Here is an 18,939-nt window from a genome sequence, read left to right as displayed (position 1 = left end):
TTAGCCAGTTACGCTCTCCTATTCAACAAATCTGCAATATAAAAAGAAAAAGCAGCAAGGGTTCCCCCCAGCTGCTCTAATTCGATTTATTCCCCTGCAACGAATGGTAATAATGCCATTTGACGTGCACGTTTGATTGCAACTGTTAGTTTACGCTGATATTTAGCGCTAGTACCAGTTACACGACGTGGTAAGATCTTTCCACGCTCAGAGATAAACTTTTTAAGTAAATCAACTTCTTTATAATCGATGCGAGTGATACCATTTGCTGTAAAATAGCACACTTTACGGCGCTTCGCGCGACCGCCTTTACGTCCTCCACCTGCCATGAAAATTCCCTCCTTTATTAAATGATTAACAAATTATAAAAGGTTTTTGTTAAAATGGTAGATCATCATCGGAGATGTCTATCTGACCGTTACCTGCGAACGGATCATCATCCACTTTTGTAAAACCTTTATTATTGTTATTGTTTTGATACTGTCGTTGATTCTGATTTCCGCCGCCGCCATATGGATTTCCTTGCGGTTCCCTTGGAGGTGCACCGAAGTGATCGTTATCGCTTCTTCCGCCGCCGCCACTAGATGCATTTTTAGGTTCAAGAAATTGAACACTTTCTGCCTGAACTTCAGTAACGTAAACACGCTTACCATCTTGTCCTTCATAGTTACGGGTTTGAATTCGTCCATCAACACCTGCAAGACTGCCTTTTTTTAAGAAGTTTGCCACATTTTCAGCTGGTTTACGCCAAACAACACAATTAATAAAGTCTGCTTCACGTTCACCAGCCTGACTAGAAAACGGACGGTTAACTGCTAAAGTAAAGGTAGCAACAGGAACCCCATTTGGTGTATAACGCAAATCAGGATCTTTTGTTAAACGGCCAACAAGCACGACACGATTCATCATCAGAATCAACTCCTTTTCTTTTCGGAGAATGTTTCATGTGAAACATCCGACCAAAATGTATTTATATTAAGCTTCTTCTTTAATTACTAAATGGCGAATGATATCTTCGCTGATTTTCGCAAGACGAGAAAATTCTTGTACCGCGTCAGCTGAAGATGTAGTTTTCACGATTTCGTAATAACCATCACGGAAATCGTTGATTTCGTAAGCTAAACGACGCTTACCCCAATCTTTTGTTTCAGCAGTTTCCGCACCGTTTTCAAGAAGAATTCCGTTGAAACGCTCAACAAGAGCTTTTTTCGCTTCATCTTCAATATTTGGGCGGATGATGTACATGATTTCGTACTTATTCATCACAGTCACCTCCTTTTGGTCTAAACGGCCCTAAAAGGGCAAGGAGCAATTATTCATTACTCACAAGTTAAGATTTTATCATAGTTAATGATGAAAAGCAAGGTTGTTCACTATTTCTAGTTTTTTTCCTTAAAAGTCTTCCCATGTAAAAAGCCTTGCAAACGCAAGGCTGGCCATTTACACATTAAAGCGGAAATGAATAACATCTCCATCTTTTACTAGATACTCTTTTCCTTCTAAACGGACTTTTCCAGCTTCCTTAGCGGCATTATGACTTCCTGCAGCTAATAGGTCATCAAATGAGACTGTTTCTGCACGAATAAATCCACGTTCAAAATCTGAGTGAATGATACCGGCACATTGTGGAGCCTTCATGCCATGTATAAACGTCCATGCACGAACCTCCTGAACACCTGCTGTAAAGTAGGTAGCTAATCCGAGCAAATTATAAGCCGCACGAATTAATTGATCAAGTCCGGACTCTTCAATTCCAAGCTCCTCAAGGAACATTTGCTTTTCATCGCCTTCAAGTTCAGCAATTTCTTCCTCAATCTTTGCACAAACTACAATTACTTCAGCGTTATCTGCTGCTGCAAATTCACGTACTTTTTGAACATATTCGTTTCCTGATGGATCTGCTACATCATCCTCACCAACGTTAGCCACATATAAAACAGGCTTAATCGTTAAAAGGTGAAGCATTTTGGCAATTTTCATTTGTTCTTCCGTAAATTCAACCGTACGTGCTGGCTTTTCTGCTTCAAATGCTTCGCGGAGCATGGAAAGTACTTCAAATTCAGCGGCTGCCTCTTTATCTTTTTGCTTAGCTAGTTTTTCAACTCGGCTAATTCTTTTTTCAACAGACTCCATGTCAGCAAGAATTAACTCTAAGTTAATGACTTCGATATCGGAAATAGGATCTACTTTTCCTGATACGTGAGTAATGTTATCGTCTGCAAAACAGCGGACAACCTGACAAATGGCGTCTACTTGACGGATGTGTGATAGGAACTTATTACCAAGTCCTTCACCTTTACTCGCTCCCTTTACAATACCTGCTATATCGGTAAATTCAAATGCAGTAGGAACGGTCTTTTTTGGTTGAACCAGCTCCGTTAATTTGGTTAAGCGGTGGTCAGGAACTTCTACAATTCCCACGTTAGGATCAATGGTACAGAATGGATAGTTGGCTGATTCAGCCCCAGCCTGTGTGATTGCATTAAATAATGTAGACTTGCCAACATTCGGCAAACCTACAATTCCAGCTGTTAATGCCATAAAATTCACTCCTCAAGATAAATATCTATTTATAAAAATATCGTCCAAAAATTATTAAAAAGCCTCTCACAATTATAGAGATAACTAGCAAAAAAGACAAGAAAATAAGGAAAGCGGAAGCGACTGGTCAGGGGCGATAGGCATAAGACGAGCCCCTAGGCGCTGGAGCTGGACAATCAAAAAACTGCCGCTCATCGCGACAGTTACTTTATTTTTTCAAGATTAACAAGGCAATCATAAAGAGTACTGCCAAGACCATTATCGGATTCTCCGCTTGATGTTAGATTATTAACAGAACCGCCGAACCTTCTCCAGATTCCTTCATCAATATTAATCGTGTTAGGATGTGCTTTTGGCAGAATTGAAAGATATCCTTTAACTTCACCACGATCATTCCAAACTCGTACCAAATCACCATCCTTCAGGTGGTGTTTATCCGCAATATTTTCAGCAACTTCAATCTTTAGCTGAGGTGCCTTTGGAAAAAGATGATAGTGTTGCGAATGATTTGACCGTAGTGGATGAATGGTTAATAAGTTATAAGGAAATTTTTCAGCTAGCACTGGATTGTTCCATTTTGATTCTTCAGGTACAGCCAATTTCAGCTGGCCCGGGCCACCCTTGTTTATAGCTGTAAACTCATATTTTCCAGAAGGCGTTTTAAACTGGAAATCATCCCATGGTACTCTTTTCACTGGCAATTCTGCGTTATGGTTTTCCTTCAGTTTAGCCAGTGACATTCCTTTTTTAGATAAGGACTGTAGAGACATCTCCAGCCACTGATCTCTTGTGAACTGAAAATCTTCACCAAATCCAAGTCGTACAGCAAGCTGTGTCCAAATCCATAAATCCGACTTAGCTTCCCCAGGAGCGGAAACGAGTTTCGGTCCATAATTAACATAATGATGATACATAGACGAATAATAAAGATCTTCTTCCTCAAAAGAAGTGGTGGTTGGCAGGATATAATCTGCTAATCGAGCGGTATCTGTCATAAATTGCTCAATCACAACCAGCTTCGAAACAGATGAAAACGCCTTTTCTACAATCGACGAATCCGGAACCTGTGTTAAAGGATTTCCACATGTAACCACAATCATTTTTATTTCTGGATCAGTTGCCGAAAGTACTTCCTCCGCCTGCTTCATTATTGAAAACTGTCGATGTTTTTCCTTCCGGCTGCTCAGCGTTAGATTTGGTATATCAAAGCTTTGTCCTACTTGCAGGTTGGCGTAATTAGCACCACCGCCAGGTATTCCAATATTGCCGCTTACTGCTGCCAGTGCGTCAATTAAACGAATCGTATTCCCGCCATTTTTATAACGCTGCAGACCTAGCCCCATAAAAGTAGATGTAGGTTTATCAGCAAAAACTTTTGCTAATAGTTGAATGCGCTCTATGGACACTTCCGTCATTTCACTAATTTTTTCTAAAGATATATCCTCAATCAGCTTCTCTAGCTCCTCAAAGCCATATGAATAATGTTTAATAAATGCACGATCTTCAAGTCCTAAATGGAGGATTTCCTTTACGATTCCTGCAGCAAGCAAACCATCCATTCCAGGTTTTACGGAAATATATTCATCTGCTATTTTCGCAGTTGCATTGAATAGTGGATCAATAACATAAATTTTTGCTCCTTTTTTCTTCGCTTCAAGGAGCTTTTCATAGAAATGCATATTTGTCCGTGCTACATTTCTTCCCCAAATGACAATGTTTTTACTTTTTAAAACATCCTCTGGTTCATGGGCATAAGCGTCGCCAAAATCCCATTTTTGCGCCTCAATTCCAGCACCCCAACAGAGTGAACCATAAAGCTCTGTTACACCGCCATAAGCATTAAAGAAACGTTGATCTAGATTTTTAAGTATCCCGTTGTTTGCATAGTCATGACTATGAAGGACAGCCGTGGAACCATATTCTTCTTTTATTTCCTTCAACAGAAAGGCAATTTCATCAAGAGCCTGATCCCATGAAATTTGCTTAAATTCTCCATTCACCTTTTTTAAGGGATAAAGTATCCGCTCGGGTGAGTTGGTCCTTGTTTCGAGCATTCTGCCTCTGCCGCAAATTTTCCCCTTGGTAATGGGGTGGGAAGGATCACCTTCAACTTTTATTACTTTATCGTTCTCTACCGTTACTTGAAAACCACAGCTGTCCCAGCAATTCAACGGACATGCGGATTTTACAATACTTGCCACTACTCCACCCCCAACACGATCTCTACTTTTTAACTAGAATAATACAGTTATCCAAAAAAAAGAAGCATAAACTACTGTTCATGCTTCACCAATATTTTCTTCATTTTCCTTGAAAATTCACGTCTTGGAATCATTACACTATGTTCGCAGCCTTCACATTTGATTCGAATGTCCATACCCATACGGATAATTTTCCAGCGATTGGTCCCGCACGGATGCTGCTTTTTCATTTCTACAACATCATTTAACCCAAATTCTTTTTCTTCCATTGAATACCACTCCTTTTAAACACTAGGTTTACTGATATTTCCTGAATCCTTTGAGTACATGACCATGCGTGGATATGGAATTTCAATTCCATTCTCATCTAAACATTGTTTTATATCTCTTTTTATATCTCTAGAAACACCCGCATGCTTCATTGGCAATGTTTCAGCAACGATTCGTAAAACAATCTCTGATGGTCCTAAGGTTTGAATCCCTAAAAGCTCAGGTGGCTTTATTAGGGCTTCATATTTTTCCGGCATTGTTTCGAGTAAATCCCGAATGATCCTTTGTGTTTTTTCAATATCCTCTTCGTATGCAACCGATATATCAATAATCGCGAGGCTATTATTTAGAGAGAAATTCGTTACTTGAATAATACTTCCATTCGGCAAAATGTGGACTTCACCTGTCCAGCTTTTTAATTTTGTTGTCCGTAGACCAATCGTTTGAACGGTTCCCTCAAATTGATCAATTCGAACATGATCTCCAACTGAAAATTGATCTTCAAAAATAATAAAGAAACCACTTATTACATCTTTTACAAGACTCTGAGCTCCAAAACCAACAGCAAGTCCGACCACCCCTGCTCCAGCAATCAACGCTTTTACATCAATCGTTAGGACGGAAAGGATCATCATAAAAGCAATAAAATAAACCACATATGTTAGAACATTATCGAGAAGCTTTGCTAATGTCTCTTCCCTTCGTTCTGAAGTCTTAAGTGGCGAACGTGTTCTTAGCTTGAAAACATTATCAATGGCCATACTACCCAATTTTATTAAAATCTTAGCCACAATCATAATCGCAATAATTTTTAGTAAACCTTCCCCAATAGCCATCCATGTATCTTCATTTTGGAATCTATCCATTAACCTCTGAATAATTCTTTCTGTAGAAGTCATTTAAACATCCTTTCCTCTCACCCTATTGAATCATTCCTATTTTATCAAGTTTCCTTTGTAGTTTATAGTATTGTGATTTATTCCTTTTTTCAAGGGGAATATCTTTGTCAACACATGTATAGATTTTCGGAATTTTCCGTATAATAGTAAAAATGCGCAAGCAAAAATTCAAAAATTGGTCATAATTAAGGAGTGTACTTATGAATCTGAAACCTAGTTTCTTTGATAGGAGGGCCAATACCGGGCGGATACCCCATGATGATTTTCAAGCTGTTGAAAATTTAGCCATGGAATTAATTAGGTTCCTGCCACGGGCACGCAATCGTCCTATCGTATTTGTTTGTATCGGAACAGACCGCTCAACCGGGGATTCATTAGGACCACTTGTTGGATCACTTTTAGAGGAGAAGGACATTTCTTCTTTTCATATTTATGGTACGTTAGATGAACCCATTCATGCCGTCAATTTGGATGAGCGTTTAAAGGAAATAACATTAAAACATCATGACCCTTATATTATTGGCATAGATGCATGTTTAGGAAGAATGAAGAATGTTGGAGTAATTCAGGTAGGTAATGGACCTGTTAAACCTGGGGCTGGTGTAAACAAAGAGCTTCCGGCAGTCGGTGATATCCACATTACGGGGATTGTCAATGTGAGTGGCTTTATGGAGTTTTTTGTCTTACAAAATACACGGTTAAATCTAGTTATGAAGATGGCAAAAACAATTGCTAATGGGATTTATCAAGCAAGTGTTCTCCATTCCAGTGGAAGACTTCAGGAATTAACACAGCAAGAACAGAAAAAGACCAATTAAAGAGCAATCGGGATCTGCCCAATTGCTCTTTTGATTTATAAGGATTGTAATTTTTTTCACAAAAATAAATTATATAGATATAGGACTGTTACAATAAATCCTGTCACAACAATAGCAGGGAGGAGGTTAGCTACCTTTATTTTTACTATTCCTGTTAGATTGAGCCCAATTGCAAAAATCATGACACCCCCTGTTGCTGTCATTTCAACAATGAATTGATCCATTAATATCTGGGGTATAAAGGTGTTAATTTGGGTAGCGAATAAAGCAATCAACCCTTGATAAAGCATAACCGGAATAGCGGAAAAAATAACACCCACACCAAGGGTAGTCGTTAATATAATGGACGTGAAGCCATCAATGAGACCTTTCGTATACAAGACATCGTGATCACCGCGGATACCACTATCAAGTGCCCCGATGATTGCCATAGCACCAATCACAAAGATTAAGGTTGCAGTTACAAAACCTTCTGCGATACTGCCTTTTCCAGTTGAACCTGCCTCGTTAGAGCCGATTTTCTTTTCCAACCAAAGACCAAGTTGATTCAGCTTTTCCTCCAATTGCATGAGCTCCCCAAAAACAGCCCCCATGACTAAACTTATGATTACAATAAGAAAATTTTCGCTCTTTAGACCCATCTGCAGTCCTAAAACAATTACCGATAATCCAATGGCATACATAACCGTTGTTTTCATGCTTTCAGGAATCCGATTTAGAAGCTTTCCAATTAGCACACCGACAATGATTAATAACCCATTTACAAGTGTTCCTAATAAAAACATCTGCTATTCACCTATTCTTCGAATCTCGAAATTAATAATAGTATTAAACTATCACTTTTTAGTAGAGTTGGAAAGTTATTTTTTTATGGCTGTGTTTAATATGTCTGTTGATTTGCGCTCTAGGCACTTCGCTTTCCGCAGGCGTTGCGGTGAGCCTCCTCGGCGCGAGCGCCTGTGGGGTCTCACTTGCTCCGTACTCCTGCAGGAGTCTTCGTGCCTTCCGCGCAAATCAACAGAGTGCAAATATCAAAGTTTAGCATTAACACAGCCCTTTGTAAAAAAAATAAACCATCCATTGATGGTTTAGAGTGATTCTTCTTGACCTAGCATCTCTAGGATACGTTCTAGATCTTCTTTTGAGAAAAATTCGATTTCTATTTTTCCTTTATTTTTCGTTTGCTTAATGTTTACGGTCGTTCCAAATCGTTCGCGAAGGGAGTGTTCACGTTCCTGGATAAATACATCCTTTTTCTTTTCAGGCTTTTTTGTTTCACGTGGAACATTTTCATTGAGATTTTGAATGATTTTTTCCAATTGACGAACATTCAACGATTCTTGAATGATTTTATCAACTAATGCTGGCAGCTTCGCCTTTTGACGAAGTCCCAAAAGCGCGCGTCCATGCCCCATCGAGATTTTCCCATCTGAAATCAGCTCTTGAATCTTAGCAGGTAGAGAGAGCAGCCTGATATGATTGGCAACATGCGGTCGACTTTTCCCTAAACGCTTTGCTACTTCTTCTTGGGTGAATTTTAGCTTTTCCATTAACGTTTGGTAGGCTAGTCCCTCTTCTATGGGGTTCAAGTCTTCACGCTGTAGGTTTTCTAAAACCGCTAATTCCATCATTTGCTGTTCCGTTAACTCTCTTACAACAGCTGGGACGGAGGCTAGTTTTGCTTCTTTTGCTGCTCGGAAACGTCGTTCTCCCACAACAATTTCATAACCTTTAATACTTTTTCGAACGACAAGAGGCTGTAGAATCCCGTGTTCTAAAATAGATTCTTTTAACTCATCAATGGCCTCTTGTTGGAAGGTTTTCCTTGGCTGGTAAGGGTTCGGACGCAATTCTTTTAAGCTAATTTCTTGGACAGTCTCTTCCTTACCGGCTTCGATATTTGTAAAAAATGCATTTATGCCTTTTTTTCCTAGACCCTTAGCCATTTGAGACCACTTCCTTTGCGAGATCTAAATAAACTTCTGCACCACGTGATTTTGAATCATACGTAATAATCGGTTCGCCATGGCTTGGAGCCTCACTTAGACGTACATTTCTTGGAATAATGGTTTTATATACTTTATCTTGAAAATACTTTTTCACTTCTTCGATTACTTGAATGCCTAAATTCGTTCGGGCATCAAGCATCGTTAATAGCACGCCTTCTATTTTCAAGTCCTGGTTTAAGTGTTTTTGTACGAGTCTTACAGTATTTAATAACTGACTTAAACCTTCAAGAGCATAATATTCACACTGAACAGGGATTAAGACAGAGTCAGAAGCTGTTAAGGAGTTGAGCGTTAACAATCCTAGTGAAGGAGGACAATCGATAATAATATAATCAAATTGGTCTTTCACTTCTTCAAGCGCACGCTTCAATCGAACTTCCCTTGAGATAGTAGGAACAAGCTCAATCTCCGCTCCTGCAAGCTGTATAGTAGCTGGAATTGCATATAAATTTTCAACAGATGTTGGTTTAATAACATCCTTTGCTTCCACGTCGTCTACTAAAACGTCGTATATACACTGTGCTACATCTGCCTTTTCGATACCAATACCGCTCGTAGCATTCCCTTGTGGATCAATGTCTACTAATAAAACCTTTTTCCCAATGTATGCTAAGCAGGCGCCTAGATTGACAGAGGTAGTTGTCTTTCCAACTCCGCCTTTTTGATTCGCGATTGCAATAGTTTTGCCCACGATGTCACCTACCTTGTTTCAAATAAAATATTTAAATTCTAGTAAAAATAACTAGTTTACTTGTCAGTCTAGCAAACGAAACTAGTAATGTAATTTTTCCATGCTATGTTATTTTATCATGAAACTGATTTATTGTTATTTTTTTTCATAAAATATTGATGACGATTAAAAGTAATGGATTCCATTATTTTACATATGTACATTTATTATATAAAAAATAAAAACCAAACTACAAAGAAGTCTGGTTCCATTTTATGAGTATTTTATTTTTTCTTTGGAATTTTTATTGTAAATTGATAGTACTCCTCAAACTCTTCTTCTTGTGAGTCGAGATTAATTCCGTTATCTGACACCATGGTTAATGATTGCCTTATCGTATTTACAGCAATTCTCATATCTTTGCTAAAGGCTTTTCTTTTTGGTTTCGGTTTTTGGTTCTTTTCTTCAAGCAGACGAGCCACTCGATCCTCAGTTTGCTTTACATTAAGATTTCTTTCAATAATATCTTGTAGAAGCAATACCTGTTTCTCAGGATTTTTAAGTGGAATAAGTGCTCGGGCATGCCTTTCTGTTATTTCCTTATTTAACAAGGATTCTTGGATTGGCTGAGGCAGCTTTAAAAGCCGCAGCTTATTGGCTACTGTCGATTGACCTTTTCCAAGACGCTGAGCAAGGGCTTCTTGCGTTAAGTTATGGAGCTCCAGCAGTTTTCCATAGGCGATAGCCTCTTCAATTGGAGACAGCTCTTCCCGTTGTAAATTTTCAATTAATGCCACTGAAGCTGTTTCTGTATCAGAATAATTTTTTATAATTGCTGGAACTTCTTCCCAGCCCAGCTTCTTCATAGCACGCCAGCGGCGCTCACCGGCAATAATTTCATAATTTCCATCAAACTGTCGGACCACAATTGGCTGAATGATTCCGTGTGTATGGATTGTTCGTGATAACTCCTCTATTTTTTCATCGTCGAATACGGTTCGAGGCTGAAAACGGTTAGGAACAATACTTTCAATCGGAATCTTTTTAATTTCTTCATTTTTTACAACATCTAGTTCTTGTTCTAGTTCTAGTTCTAGTTCTAGTTCTTGTTCTAGCTCTTTTTCTAACTCAACCTTTTGATCTCCCTTTTCGCCGAGGCCAAAAAAGCGTGAAAACGAATTCTTCATCCCCAACACCACCTTTACGAAACTCCCTATTACTTATTCTCTATTATACCGTTTACTTCCTGCCAAAACGGCAGTTTTATTTATACAAAAATATCCTCGATTATTCGATCGGTGTCTTACCAGGGGTCCCTGGTTTTCTTGGATATTTTTTCGGCGTTTGTTTTTCCTTTTTAATCACAAGAATATTTCTTTCACTTTCTTCCATAGGTAAAGTGAAAGTATGCATTTGCTCTAATTTTCCCCCAAGAGTCGTAATCGCCTTTTGACCGACGGTTAGCTCATCGGTTGCATGCGCAGCCTTCATGGCAATAAAATGTCCTCCTACTTTTACAAGAGGAAGGCAAAGCTCGCTAAGCACAGACATTCTTGCTACTGCCCTTGCTGTTACGAGGTCATACGACTCCCGATAAGCTGGATTTACACCGAAGGTCTCGGCGCGGTCGTGAATGAAATGAACGTTTTTCAATTTTAATACATTTGCTAAATGATTTAAAAAGGAAATTCGCTTATTTAATGAATCCACGATGGTTATCTCTAAATGAGGAAAAGCGATTTTTAAAGGTATACTAGGAAAACCTGCACCTGCTCCTACATCACAAAGATGCAACTGCTGCGTGAAATCAAAGTAAAAAGCAGCAGATATGGAATCATAGAAATGTTTTAGGTAGACATCTTCTTGATCAGTGATGGCAGTTAGGTTCATTTTTTCATTCCACTCCACTAATGTGTGGAAGTATTGATTAAATTGATCTAGCTGCTCATCGCTAAGGGCGATCCCCTTTTCAAGAAGCATAGCTTTGAATTGTTCGATGTTCATCAGCAAAACTTCCTCTTTTTGTAAAAATTATATGTTTCATTAAAGGTTTCTGTTGATTTCCGCTCCAGGCACTTCGCTTTCCGCGGGCGGTCCGGGGAGCCTCCTCGGCGCTTAAGCGCCTGTGGGGTCTCCCCAGCCCCGTCCTCCCGCAGGAGTCTTCGTGCCTTCCGCTCCAATCAACAGAGTGCCAAAATAAATGCAGCCTTAACAAAGCACAATTATAAATTACTTGTTCTAGACACTTTACCTTGTTCTAAATAGATAAGAAGAATCGATATATCTGATGGATTTACACCAGAGATTCTCGAAGCTTGGGCAAGTGATAAGGGTTTGATTTGTTTTAGCTTTTGCTTTGCTTCCGTTGCAAGACTTGATATCGCATCATAGTCGATGTTTTCAGGAATTTTCTTATTCTCCATCTTCTTTAAGCGTTCAACCTGCTGAAGTGATTTTTCAATATAGCCTTCATATTTAACTTGAATTTCAACTTGCTCTTTTATATCTTGATCTAATTCAACATCGCTTGGAGCTATTCTTTGGATGTGTTCATAGGTCATTTCAGGTCGCTTCAATAAATCGGCTGCAAGAATTCCATCCTTAAGCTCACTTCCGCCAATGCTTCGAATAAGCTCCTGAACTTCAGTGGAAGGTTTTATTCTAATTGATGAAAGCCTTTCTTTTTCTGCTTCTACTGTAGCTTTTTTAGCTAAAAATCTTTGATAACGTTCTTCAGGTATTAGTCCAATCGAATAACCAATGTCCGTTAATCGTAAGTCTGCATTATCATGACGTAACAGAAGACGATATTCCGCTCTGGATGTTAGCAGACGATATGGTTCATTTGTACCTTTTGTAATTAAATCATCTATTAATACACCAATATAGGCATCTGAACGACTTAGTATTAACGGTTCTTTTCCAAGTGCACTCAAACCGGCATTGATTCCTGCCATAATCCCTTGTCCCGCTGCTTCTTCATATCCTGATGTTCCATTAATTTGACCAGCAGTAAAGAGGTTTTTAACTACCTTTGTTTCAAGTGTCGGCCAAAGCTGAGTTGGGTTAATGGCATCATACTCAATCGCATATCCAGATCTCATCATTTGGACATTTTCTAAACCTGGAATGGTTTTGAGGATTTGCTGTTGAACATCTTCAGGTAAACTTGTCGATAAGCCTTGTACATAAACTTCCTGCGTTTTTCTACCTTCAGGCTCAAGGAAGATTTGGTGACGCGGCTTATCATTGAAACGGACTACTTTATCTTCAATGGATGGACAGTAACGCGGGCCTGTTCCTTTGATCATTCCTGAATACATTGGTGAACGATGAAGGTTTTGATCAATTAGCGTATGTGTTTGTTCATTCGTATAAGTCAACCAGCATGGAAGCTGATCTGTAATATACTTTGTGGTCTCATATGAGAAAGCTCTCGGAACTTCATCCCCAGGCTGAATCTCCGTTTTACTATAATCAATCGTATGACTATTAACACGTGGCGGAGTTCCTGTCTTAAAACGAACAAGTTCAAATCCAAGTTCCTCTAAATGCTCTGATAGCTTAATCGATGGCTGTTGGTTATTTGGACCGCTTGAATATTTCAATTCTCCTAGAATGATTTCACCACGAAGGTACGTACCAGTGGTAATGACGACCGTTTTGGCACGGTAAATCGCACCTGTTTTTGTAATAACCCCAACACAGACTCCGTCCTCAACGATTAGGCTTTCAACCATTCCTTGAAGGAGTGTCAGGTTTGGTGTTTCTTCAATTGTTCTTTTCATTTCGTACTGATAGTCAACTTTATCCGCCTGGGCACGCAACGCTCGCACCGCAGGACCCTTCCCCGTATTCAACATTCTCATTTGAATATAAGTTTTATCGATATTTCTTCCCATTTCGCCGCCAAGTGCATCTATTTCCCGGACAACAATTCCTTTTGCCGGTCCGCCAATGGATGGATTACATGGCATAAAGGCCACCATATCGAGGTTAATGGTGATCATTAGTGTTTTAGCACCCATACGTGCCGCCGCGAGGCCAGCCTCACAGCCAGCATGACCAGCACCAATGACCACAACGTCAAAATTACCTGCTTCGTATGACATCTCTTTCCTCCTCTGCTTCCGCTTTTCTTATTTCCCTAAACAGAACTGTGAAAATAACTGGTCAATTAGGCTTTCGTGAACACTATCACCAATAATTTCCCCAAGAATCTCCCACGTTCTAGTAACGTCTATTTGGACGATATCAATGGGAGTTCCCATTTCTACTCCATTAATCGCTTCTTCTATTGTGTGCAAACTTTGTCCGATCAAAGCAATGTGACGGCTGTTAGATAGATACGTCATATCCCCAGCGTCAATTGACCCTTCAAAGAATAAGGAGGAAATTGCTTCTTCGAGCTCATCAACTCCACGGTCCTCCAATAATGAGGTCGTGACGATTTTATGTTCTGCGGCAAGCTCCTTTACACGTTCCATATCAATTTGCTGCGTGAGGTCTGTCTTATTGACGATGACAATAACATCCATCCCCTTAACCGCTTCAAAGAGATTTTCATCCTCTTTTGTAAATTGGTCAGCGTAATTTAATACCAACAATATTAAATCTGCTTCTTTTAAAACCTGTCTAGACTTTTCTACTCCAATTCGTTCAACAATATCTTCCGTCTCTCTTATTCCCGCAGTATCTAAAAGTCTAAGCGGTACTCCGCGAACATTGACATACTCCTCAATTACATCACGTGTTGTCCCAGGAATATCAGTGACAATTGCCTTATTTTCTTGAACGAGACTATTTAACAAAGAAGATTTCCCGACGTTTGGCCGACCAACGATTACCGTCGAAAGACCTTCTCGCAAAATTTTACCTTGTTGAGAGGTTTGCTGAAGCTTTTTTAACTCATCACGGACATAAATGGCTTTTTCCAATAACATTTTATGAGTCATTTCTTCAACATCATCATATTCCGGATAATCAATATTTACTTCGACATGCGCGAGTATCTCTAAAATTTCCTGGCGCAAGCCCTTAATTAATTTAGATAACCGGCCTTCCATTTGCCCTAAAGCCACATTCATCGCACGATCCGTTTTGGCTCTGATTAAATCCATTACTGCTTCAGCTTGCGATAAATCAATCCGGCCATTTAAAAATGCCCGTTTTGTGAATTCACCTGGTTCAGCTAGTCTAGCGCCATAGGCCAGTGTATGCTGCAAGACACGATTAACAGAAACAATCCCACCGTGACAATTTATTTCTACTACATCCTCTTTCGTAAAAGTTTTTGGTCCCTTCATAATCGATACCATTACTTCCTCAATTACTTGCTCAGTCTTAGGATCAATTAAATGACCATAATGGATTGTATGTGTTGGAACTTCAGTTAACCTTTTACCGCCAATGCTTCGAAAAATTTGGTCTGCGATTTTAATGGAATCATCGCCACTCAATCGTACTATTGCAATTGCTCCCTCACCCATCGGTGTCGATATGGCAGCTATCGTATCAAATTCCATTACTTTCACCACTCTTTATAAAATTAATCTATATAGTAACAAAGTATTTTTACTCCAAATTATTAGAATAACATATCTTGTCTTCTCTGAAAAATGAGAAATACTAGTGTTGATTTATCCACAGTCTGTAAAAATGTCTACCTATTATTTTAACTTATCCACATGTGAATAACAATAAAACAAGAGATTTCATATAATTGTTATAAACATGTGCTTTTTAGACTTAAAATAACGACACAAAAAAGAGGCTGGGACAAAACCCTCCTCTGAAATGAAAAAGCCGGTGGAATTTTACGACGAGTAAAATTTCACCGGCTTTATTTTTTTCAATAAAATAAGGACAACTTCTGATAAAATTAAGTTACCACACAAAATAAAATCAGAAAGAAGTGTCCTTATGTTTAAAAATTATATCATGAATCAATTAGTTTTGCCTTTAGATTTAGAAGTAAAATTACAAAATAATGATATTGCCTTCCATGTCCATCATTTAGTTGAAAGTATCCCTCAGGAAGCGTTGGAACCATTTCTTCGAAATGAGGGCTGTCCTGCCTACCATCCACGCATGATGCTTAAAATAATCTTATGTGCCTACACGCAATCTGTCTTCTCGGGGCGCAAAATTGAGGCACTATTAAAAGACAGTATCCGTATGATGTGGCTAGCTCAAGGGCATGAACCAAGCTACCGTACAATCAACCGATTCCGTGTTCAATCAGAAGTGAAGGAATTAATTCGCCAATGTTTCGTCCAATTCCGTTGCCAATTAGTCGAAGAAAAACTTATCGATCAAGATGCAATTTTTATCGATGGCACAAAGATTGAAGCGAATGCGAATAAGTTTACGTTTGTATGGAAGAAATCGATTGAAAAGTATCACAAAGCATTAATTGAAAAGTCAAATGAACTATACAACGAGCTACTTGAAAAGGAAATCATACCTGAGATTGAACGAGAATGTGAAGAACAGTTATCGCATAAGGAACTTGGTCAAATGGTTCAAAAAGTAGACGATATTGTTACAGAGTATGACAAAAAAATAGAAGCAACGTCAGACATAGTGGAACGAAAGGCGTTAAGGAGTGAGAGGAAATATCCCAAGCAGGTGCGCAAACAGTTGCTTGATTACATCTTGCGAACACAGAAATACCAACGAGATTTCGAAATCTTTGACACACGTAATAGTTATTCAAAAACAGATCACGATGCGACGTTCATGCGTATGAAAGATGATTATATGAAAAATGGTCAATTGAAAGCTGGTTATAATGTACAACTCGCAACAGAAGGTCAATACGCACTAGCCTATAGTTTATTTCCAAATCCGACAGACACACGTACGTTAATCCCGTTCCTGGATGAAATTGAGCAACACTATTTTAAGTTACCAAAGCATATTGTCGCAGATGCAGGTTATGGCAGCGAGCAAAATTATGAAGATATCCTTTCAAATCGTAAACGAGAAGCGCTCATTACATATAACATGTATTTGAAAGAGCAAAAGAAAAAATATAAACAAAACGAATTCAATCCAGACAACTGGCAGTATAATGAAGGAGATGATATATACATTTGCCCGAACCAGCAACGTCTTGTATTTAAATATTCATCTGTACGCACGGATAAAACAGGTTTCAAACGAGAGTTTAAAATCTATGAATGTGAAGACTGTTCGGGATGCCCATTCCGTTCATCATGTACGAAGGCAAAAGAAGGCAATAATCGAACGTTAATGGTGAATAAGAAATGGGAACAACAAAAAGAATATGTGAGAGCGAAGCTTTCAGAAGAAAAAACGGGTGCCATCTATCGAAAACGCAAAATCGATGTGGAGCCAGTTTTTGGATTCTTGAAGGCTAATTTGCGTTTCAATCGATTTTCTGTACGCGGAAAATCGAAGGTTGACAATGAAATGGGAATAGCGTTAATGGCCGTGAATTTACGAAAATTCACGGCCAACAGCTGAGAATGAAAAACCATTATGAGTAAAAACAGAGAAAGGTGAAATTGAGCACGCTCAATTTCACCTTTCTCACTATTTGAAGCTAGTTATGTCCCAGCCTCTTACTAATTTTATTTAACTGGCGAAATTACGATATGTCTGTGTGGATCTGATCCATCTGAAAAAGTTTTTACACGCTTGTTATTAGATAAAGCTGTGTGAATGACTTTACGCTCGTATGAAGGCATTGGTTCCAATGCTACATCCTTGCCAGTCTTTAAAGCCTTTAGTGCAAGACGATGTGCTAATTGAATCAGCGTATCATTTCTTCGATTTCGGTAATCTTCCGCATCCAAAATAACCGTTAAGTATTGATTAGAGAAACGATTAATGATTAGCTGTGTTAAATATTGCAATGAATTTAACGTTTGTCCTCTTTTTCCAATTAAAAGAGCAATCTTTTCACCAGTCATAACAAATAGAATTTGTTTTCCATCGCGTTTCATTTCAATATCGATAGGAGCTCCCATTTGTTCACTAACCTGAAGCAGAAATTTCTTAGCCTCTTCAATTGGATCAATAATGACAGTAACCTTAACGACAGCAGGGCGCGAACCAAAAATCCCAAAAAAACCCTTTTTACCTTCATCGATTATAGCTACATCTGTGCGGTCTTTTGTTGTATTTAACTGAGCTAAAGCTGATTCCACTGCTTCTTCGACTGTTTGTCCGGTAGCAGTTACTTGTTTCACTTTTTTGCTCCTCCCGCTTTACCGGATTCCTGTACTTTTCTCAAGTCCGGTCCTTTAATGAAATAGGTTTGAACAATCATGAAAAGATTTCCTACTACCCAATACAAGGAAAGGGCTGCTGGGAAATTAAAAGCAAAAACGACAATCATAATCGGCATCATCCAAAGCATCATCGCCATTTGCGGATTATGCTCCTGGCCGGCCATCATCAATTTTTGCTGAATAAATGTGGTGATACCCGCAATAATCGGTAAGATATAAAATGGATCCTTGTCTCCAAGATCAAACCACAGGAAACTGTGATCAGCAATTTCTCTTGTTCTTGAAATTGCATGGTAAAAACCAATTAGTATAGGCATTTGGACGATTAATGGGAAACATCCCGCCATCGGATTTACTCCGTGCTTTTGAAAAAGTGCCATTGTTTCTTGCTGTAATTTCTGCTGTGTCTTCTGATCCTTAGAGCTGTATTTTTCTCGAAGCGCCTTCATTTCTGGCTGCAACGCCTGCATCGCTTTCGAGCTTCTTGTTTGCTTAATCATTAGCGGCAAAATCGCTAATCGAATCAGTAACGTAACCACAATAAGTGATAATCCAAAGCTTCCGCCAAGTATTTCTGCACCTTTCACAATCACCCAGGAAAGTGGATAGACTATATACTCGTTCCAAAATCCTGTACTTTCCGCATTAATCGGCTCTTTAATTTCTGTACATCCAGCTAACAACAAAAATACAGAAACTATGCCAAGCAAAAGTAATATTCGTTTTTTCAACCGAATTTTCCTCCTTGAACATTATATATTCTATTTAATATTAAAATCTTTTATAAAATAACGAATGTGATATTCAAATGGTATTTTACCATCTTTTAGAATAATTTACCTCTTAATTTTATAACGAATACAACATTATTTTAACTGATTACCTTCTCTTGAAAACCTTACCAACCTTAAAGACATGTGTTAAACTCTTTTTCACTTCAAAAAAGTCCATATCCGCTGTAGGTTTTCTAGCAATGATCACGTAATCGTTACCTGGAACAATTTGATCAGATAGTTCAAAAACAGCTTGTCTTATGTATCGTTTTATTTGATTTCTAGTTACAGCATTTCCTACTTTTTTGCTTACTGAAAGACCGATCCTAAAATCCTCTTGACCCTCTTTCGTCAGACTATAGACAACAAACTGCCGATTAGCAAAGGATTGTCCCTTTTGGAATGCCTCTTGAAATTCTTTATTCTTCTTTACGCGTAATTCTTTCTTCATAGAAAACACCTTCCATCTACATTAGAAAGATTTTATTAGAAAAAAG

19 protein-coding genes are annotated in these 18,939 nt (G+C 38.7%); 2 read left to right on the top strand and 17 right to left on the bottom strand.

Annotation, left to right across the window (positions count from 1 at the left end; genetic code table 11):
• Nucleotides 1-86: 86 nt before the first annotated feature.
• From rpsR to ABC255_RS00580, 7 genes are all read right to left on the bottom strand, one after another.
• Complete coding sequence (rpsR, locus tag ABC255_RS00610) at nucleotides 87-329, bottom strand: 30S ribosomal protein S18 (protein ID WP_221827735.1); 243 nt, start codon at nucleotides 327-329, stop codon at nucleotides 87-89.
• A 49-nt stretch (nucleotides 330-378) separates the two neighbouring features.
• Entirely contained in the window at nucleotides 379-909 is a 531-nt protein-coding gene (gene ssb / locus ABC255_RS00605) for a single-stranded DNA-binding protein (protein ID WP_412990892.1), read from the bottom strand.
• A gap of 66 nt (nucleotides 910-975) precedes the next feature.
• Nucleotides 976-1,263: a 30S ribosomal protein S6 gene (gene rpsF / locus ABC255_RS00600; protein ID WP_045519104.1), complete on the bottom strand. Its 288-nt coding sequence runs from the start codon at nucleotides 1,261-1,263 to the stop codon at nucleotides 976-978.
• Nucleotides 1,264-1,440: 177 nt separating this feature from the next.
• Nucleotides 1,441-2,541 (bottom strand): redox-regulated ATPase YchF, encoded by a 1,101-nt coding sequence (gene ychF / locus ABC255_RS00595; protein ID WP_412990891.1) that lies wholly within the window; start codon nucleotides 2,539-2,541, stop codon nucleotides 1,441-1,443.
• A 203-nt stretch (nucleotides 2,542-2,744) separates the two neighbouring features.
• Entirely contained in the window at nucleotides 2,745-4,742 is a 1,998-nt protein-coding gene (locus ABC255_RS00590) for a molybdopterin-dependent oxidoreductase (RefSeq protein WP_412990890.1), read from the bottom strand.
• Nucleotides 4,743-4,813: 71 nt separating this feature from the next.
• Nucleotides 4,814-5,011 (bottom strand): DUF951 domain-containing protein, encoded by a 198-nt coding sequence (locus tag ABC255_RS00585; RefSeq protein WP_045519309.1) that lies wholly within the window; start codon nucleotides 5,009-5,011, stop codon nucleotides 4,814-4,816.
• Between the two features lie 15 nt (nucleotides 5,012-5,026).
• Complete coding sequence (locus tag ABC255_RS00580) at nucleotides 5,027-5,911, bottom strand: mechanosensitive ion channel family protein (protein WP_412990889.1); 885 nt, start codon at nucleotides 5,909-5,911, stop codon at nucleotides 5,027-5,029.
• Between the two features lie 200 nt (nucleotides 5,912-6,111).
• Between ABC255_RS00580 and yyaC the strand changes: the two genes are divergently transcribed.
• Nucleotides 6,112-6,729, top strand: coding sequence for a spore protease YyaC (gene yyaC / locus ABC255_RS00575; protein ID WP_412990888.1), 618 nt, complete (start codon nucleotides 6,112-6,114; stop codon nucleotides 6,727-6,729).
• Between the two features lie 56 nt (nucleotides 6,730-6,785).
• Here the strand turns inward: yyaC and ABC255_RS00570 are convergent, their stop codons facing one another.
• From ABC255_RS00570 to mnmE, 7 genes are all read right to left on the bottom strand, one after another.
• A complete protein-coding gene (locus ABC255_RS00570; RefSeq protein WP_412990887.1) occupies nucleotides 6,786-7,514 on the bottom strand; it encodes a DUF554 domain-containing protein in 729 nt (242 codons plus the stop codon).
• 303 nt (nucleotides 7,515-7,817) lie between these two features.
• A complete protein-coding gene (locus ABC255_RS00565) occupies nucleotides 7,818-8,675 on the bottom strand; it encodes a ParB/RepB/Spo0J family partition protein (RefSeq protein ID WP_412990886.1) in 858 nt (285 codons plus the stop codon).
• Nucleotides 8,668-9,429 carry a ParA family protein gene (locus ABC255_RS00560; protein WP_179598976.1) on the bottom strand — a complete coding sequence of 254 codons (762 nt, stop codon included), beginning with the start codon at nucleotides 9,427-9,429 and terminating at the stop codon, nucleotides 8,668-8,670. Before ABC255_RS00560 ends, ABC255_RS00565 begins: the two co-directional genes overlap by 8 nt.
• A gap of 263 nt (nucleotides 9,430-9,692) precedes the next feature.
• Nucleotides 9,693-10,595: a nucleoid occlusion protein gene (gene noc, locus ABC255_RS00555; protein ID WP_412990885.1), complete on the bottom strand. Its 903-nt coding sequence runs from the start codon at nucleotides 10,593-10,595 to the stop codon at nucleotides 9,693-9,695.
• 100 nt (nucleotides 10,596-10,695) lie between these two features.
• Complete coding sequence (gene rsmG / locus ABC255_RS00550) at nucleotides 10,696-11,412, bottom strand: 16S rRNA (guanine(527)-N(7))-methyltransferase RsmG (RefSeq protein WP_412990884.1); 717 nt, start codon at nucleotides 11,410-11,412, stop codon at nucleotides 10,696-10,698.
• 218 nt (nucleotides 11,413-11,630) lie between these two features.
• Nucleotides 11,631-13,520, bottom strand: a complete 1,890-nt coding sequence (gene mnmG, locus ABC255_RS00545) for a tRNA uridine-5-carboxymethylaminomethyl(34) synthesis enzyme MnmG (protein WP_412990883.1) — start codon at nucleotides 13,518-13,520, stop codon at nucleotides 11,631-11,633.
• 27 nt (nucleotides 13,521-13,547) lie between these two features.
• Nucleotides 13,548-14,933 carry a tRNA uridine-5-carboxymethylaminomethyl(34) synthesis GTPase MnmE gene (gene mnmE / locus ABC255_RS00540; RefSeq protein WP_412990882.1) on the bottom strand — a complete coding sequence of 462 codons (1,386 nt, stop codon included), beginning with the start codon at nucleotides 14,931-14,933 and terminating at the stop codon, nucleotides 13,548-13,550.
• A 397-nt stretch (nucleotides 14,934-15,330) separates the two neighbouring features.
• Here mnmE and ABC255_RS00535 point away from each other — a divergent pair, with 397 nt between their 5' ends.
• Entirely contained in the window at nucleotides 15,331-16,899 is a 1,569-nt protein-coding gene (locus ABC255_RS00535) for an IS1182 family transposase (RefSeq protein ID WP_412990881.1), read from the top strand.
• Nucleotides 16,900-17,006: 107 nt separating this feature from the next.
• Here the strand turns inward: ABC255_RS00535 and jag are convergent, their stop codons facing one another.
• The 3 genes from jag to rnpA form a co-directional block, all read right to left on the bottom strand.
• On the bottom strand, nucleotides 17,007-17,627 hold the full coding sequence (gene jag, locus ABC255_RS00530) for an RNA-binding cell elongation regulator Jag/EloR (RefSeq protein WP_335528541.1): 621 nt from the start codon (nucleotides 17,625-17,627) through the stop codon (nucleotides 17,007-17,009).
• The gene (gene spoIIIJ / locus ABC255_RS00525; RefSeq protein ID WP_335528538.1) at nucleotides 17,624-18,400 is read right to left on the bottom strand and encodes a YidC family membrane integrase SpoIIIJ; all 777 of its coding nucleotides are present in this window, start codon (nucleotides 18,398-18,400) and stop codon (nucleotides 17,624-17,626) included. Before spoIIIJ ends, jag begins: the two co-directional genes overlap by 4 nt.
• 148 nt (nucleotides 18,401-18,548) lie before the next feature.
• The gene (gene rnpA, locus ABC255_RS00520; RefSeq protein ID WP_335528535.1) at nucleotides 18,549-18,893 is read right to left on the bottom strand and encodes a ribonuclease P protein component; all 345 of its coding nucleotides are present in this window, start codon (nucleotides 18,891-18,893) and stop codon (nucleotides 18,549-18,551) included.
• Nucleotides 18,894-18,939 lie beyond the last annotated feature (46 nt).

This window comes from Neobacillus canaveralius (assembly GCF_047237705.1).
Taxonomy (GTDB): domain Bacteria; phylum Bacillota; class Bacilli; order Bacillales; family Cytobacillaceae; genus Neobacillus; species Neobacillus niacini_K.
The sequence above is the reverse complement of the archived record's forward strand: the minus strand, read 5'-3'. Positions and strand labels throughout refer to the sequence as shown.

Excerpts from the sequence above, each read along its gene's own strand:
- rpsR (WP_221827735.1), bottom strand. The coding sequence starts at position 329 with ATGGCAGGTGGAGGACGTAAAGGCGGTCGCGCGAAGCGCCGTAAAGTG.
- ssb (WP_412990892.1), bottom strand. The coding sequence starts at position 909 with ATGATGAATCGTGTCGTGCTTGTTGGCCGTTTAACAAAAGATCCTGAT.
- rpsF (WP_045519104.1), bottom strand. The coding sequence starts at position 1,263 with ATGAATAAGTACGAAATCATGTACATCATCCGCCCAAATATTGAAGAT.
- ychF (WP_412990891.1), bottom strand. The coding sequence starts at position 2,541 with ATGGCATTAACAGCTGGAATTGTAGGTTTGCCGAATGTTGGCAAGTCT.
- ABC255_RS00585 (WP_045519309.1), bottom strand. The coding sequence starts at position 5,011 with ATGGAAGAAAAAGAATTTGGGTTAAATGATGTTGTAGAAATGAAAAAG.
- ABC255_RS00580 (WP_412990889.1), bottom strand. The coding sequence starts at position 5,911 with ATGACTTCTACAGAAAGAATTATTCAGAGGTTAATGGATAGATTCCAA.
- yyaC (WP_412990888.1), top strand. The coding sequence starts at position 6,112 with ATGAATCTGAAACCTAGTTTCTTTGATAGGAGGGCCAATACCGGGCGG.
- ABC255_RS00570 (WP_412990887.1), bottom strand. The coding sequence starts at position 7,514 with ATGTTTTTATTAGGAACACTTGTAAATGGGTTATTAATCATTGTCGGT.
- ABC255_RS00565 (WP_412990886.1), bottom strand. The coding sequence starts at position 8,675 with ATGGCTAAGGGTCTAGGAAAAAAAGGCATAAATGCATTTTTTACAAAT.
- noc (WP_412990885.1), bottom strand. The coding sequence starts at position 10,595 with ATGAAGAATTCGTTTTCACGCTTTTTTGGCCTCGGCGAAAAGGGAGAT.
- rsmG (WP_412990884.1), bottom strand. The coding sequence starts at position 11,412 with ATGAACATCGAACAATTCAAAGCTATGCTTCTTGAAAAGGGGATCGCC.
- mnmG (WP_412990883.1), bottom strand. The coding sequence starts at position 13,520 with ATGTCATACGAAGCAGGTAATTTTGACGTTGTGGTCATTGGTGCTGGT.
- mnmE (WP_412990882.1), bottom strand. The coding sequence starts at position 14,933 with ATGGAATTTGATACGATAGCTGCCATATCGACACCGATGGGTGAGGGA.
- ABC255_RS00535 (WP_412990881.1), top strand. The coding sequence starts at position 15,331 with ATGTTTAAAAATTATATCATGAATCAATTAGTTTTGCCTTTAGATTTA.
- rnpA (WP_335528535.1), bottom strand. The coding sequence starts at position 18,893 with ATGAAGAAAGAATTACGCGTAAAGAAGAATAAAGAATTTCAAGAGGCA.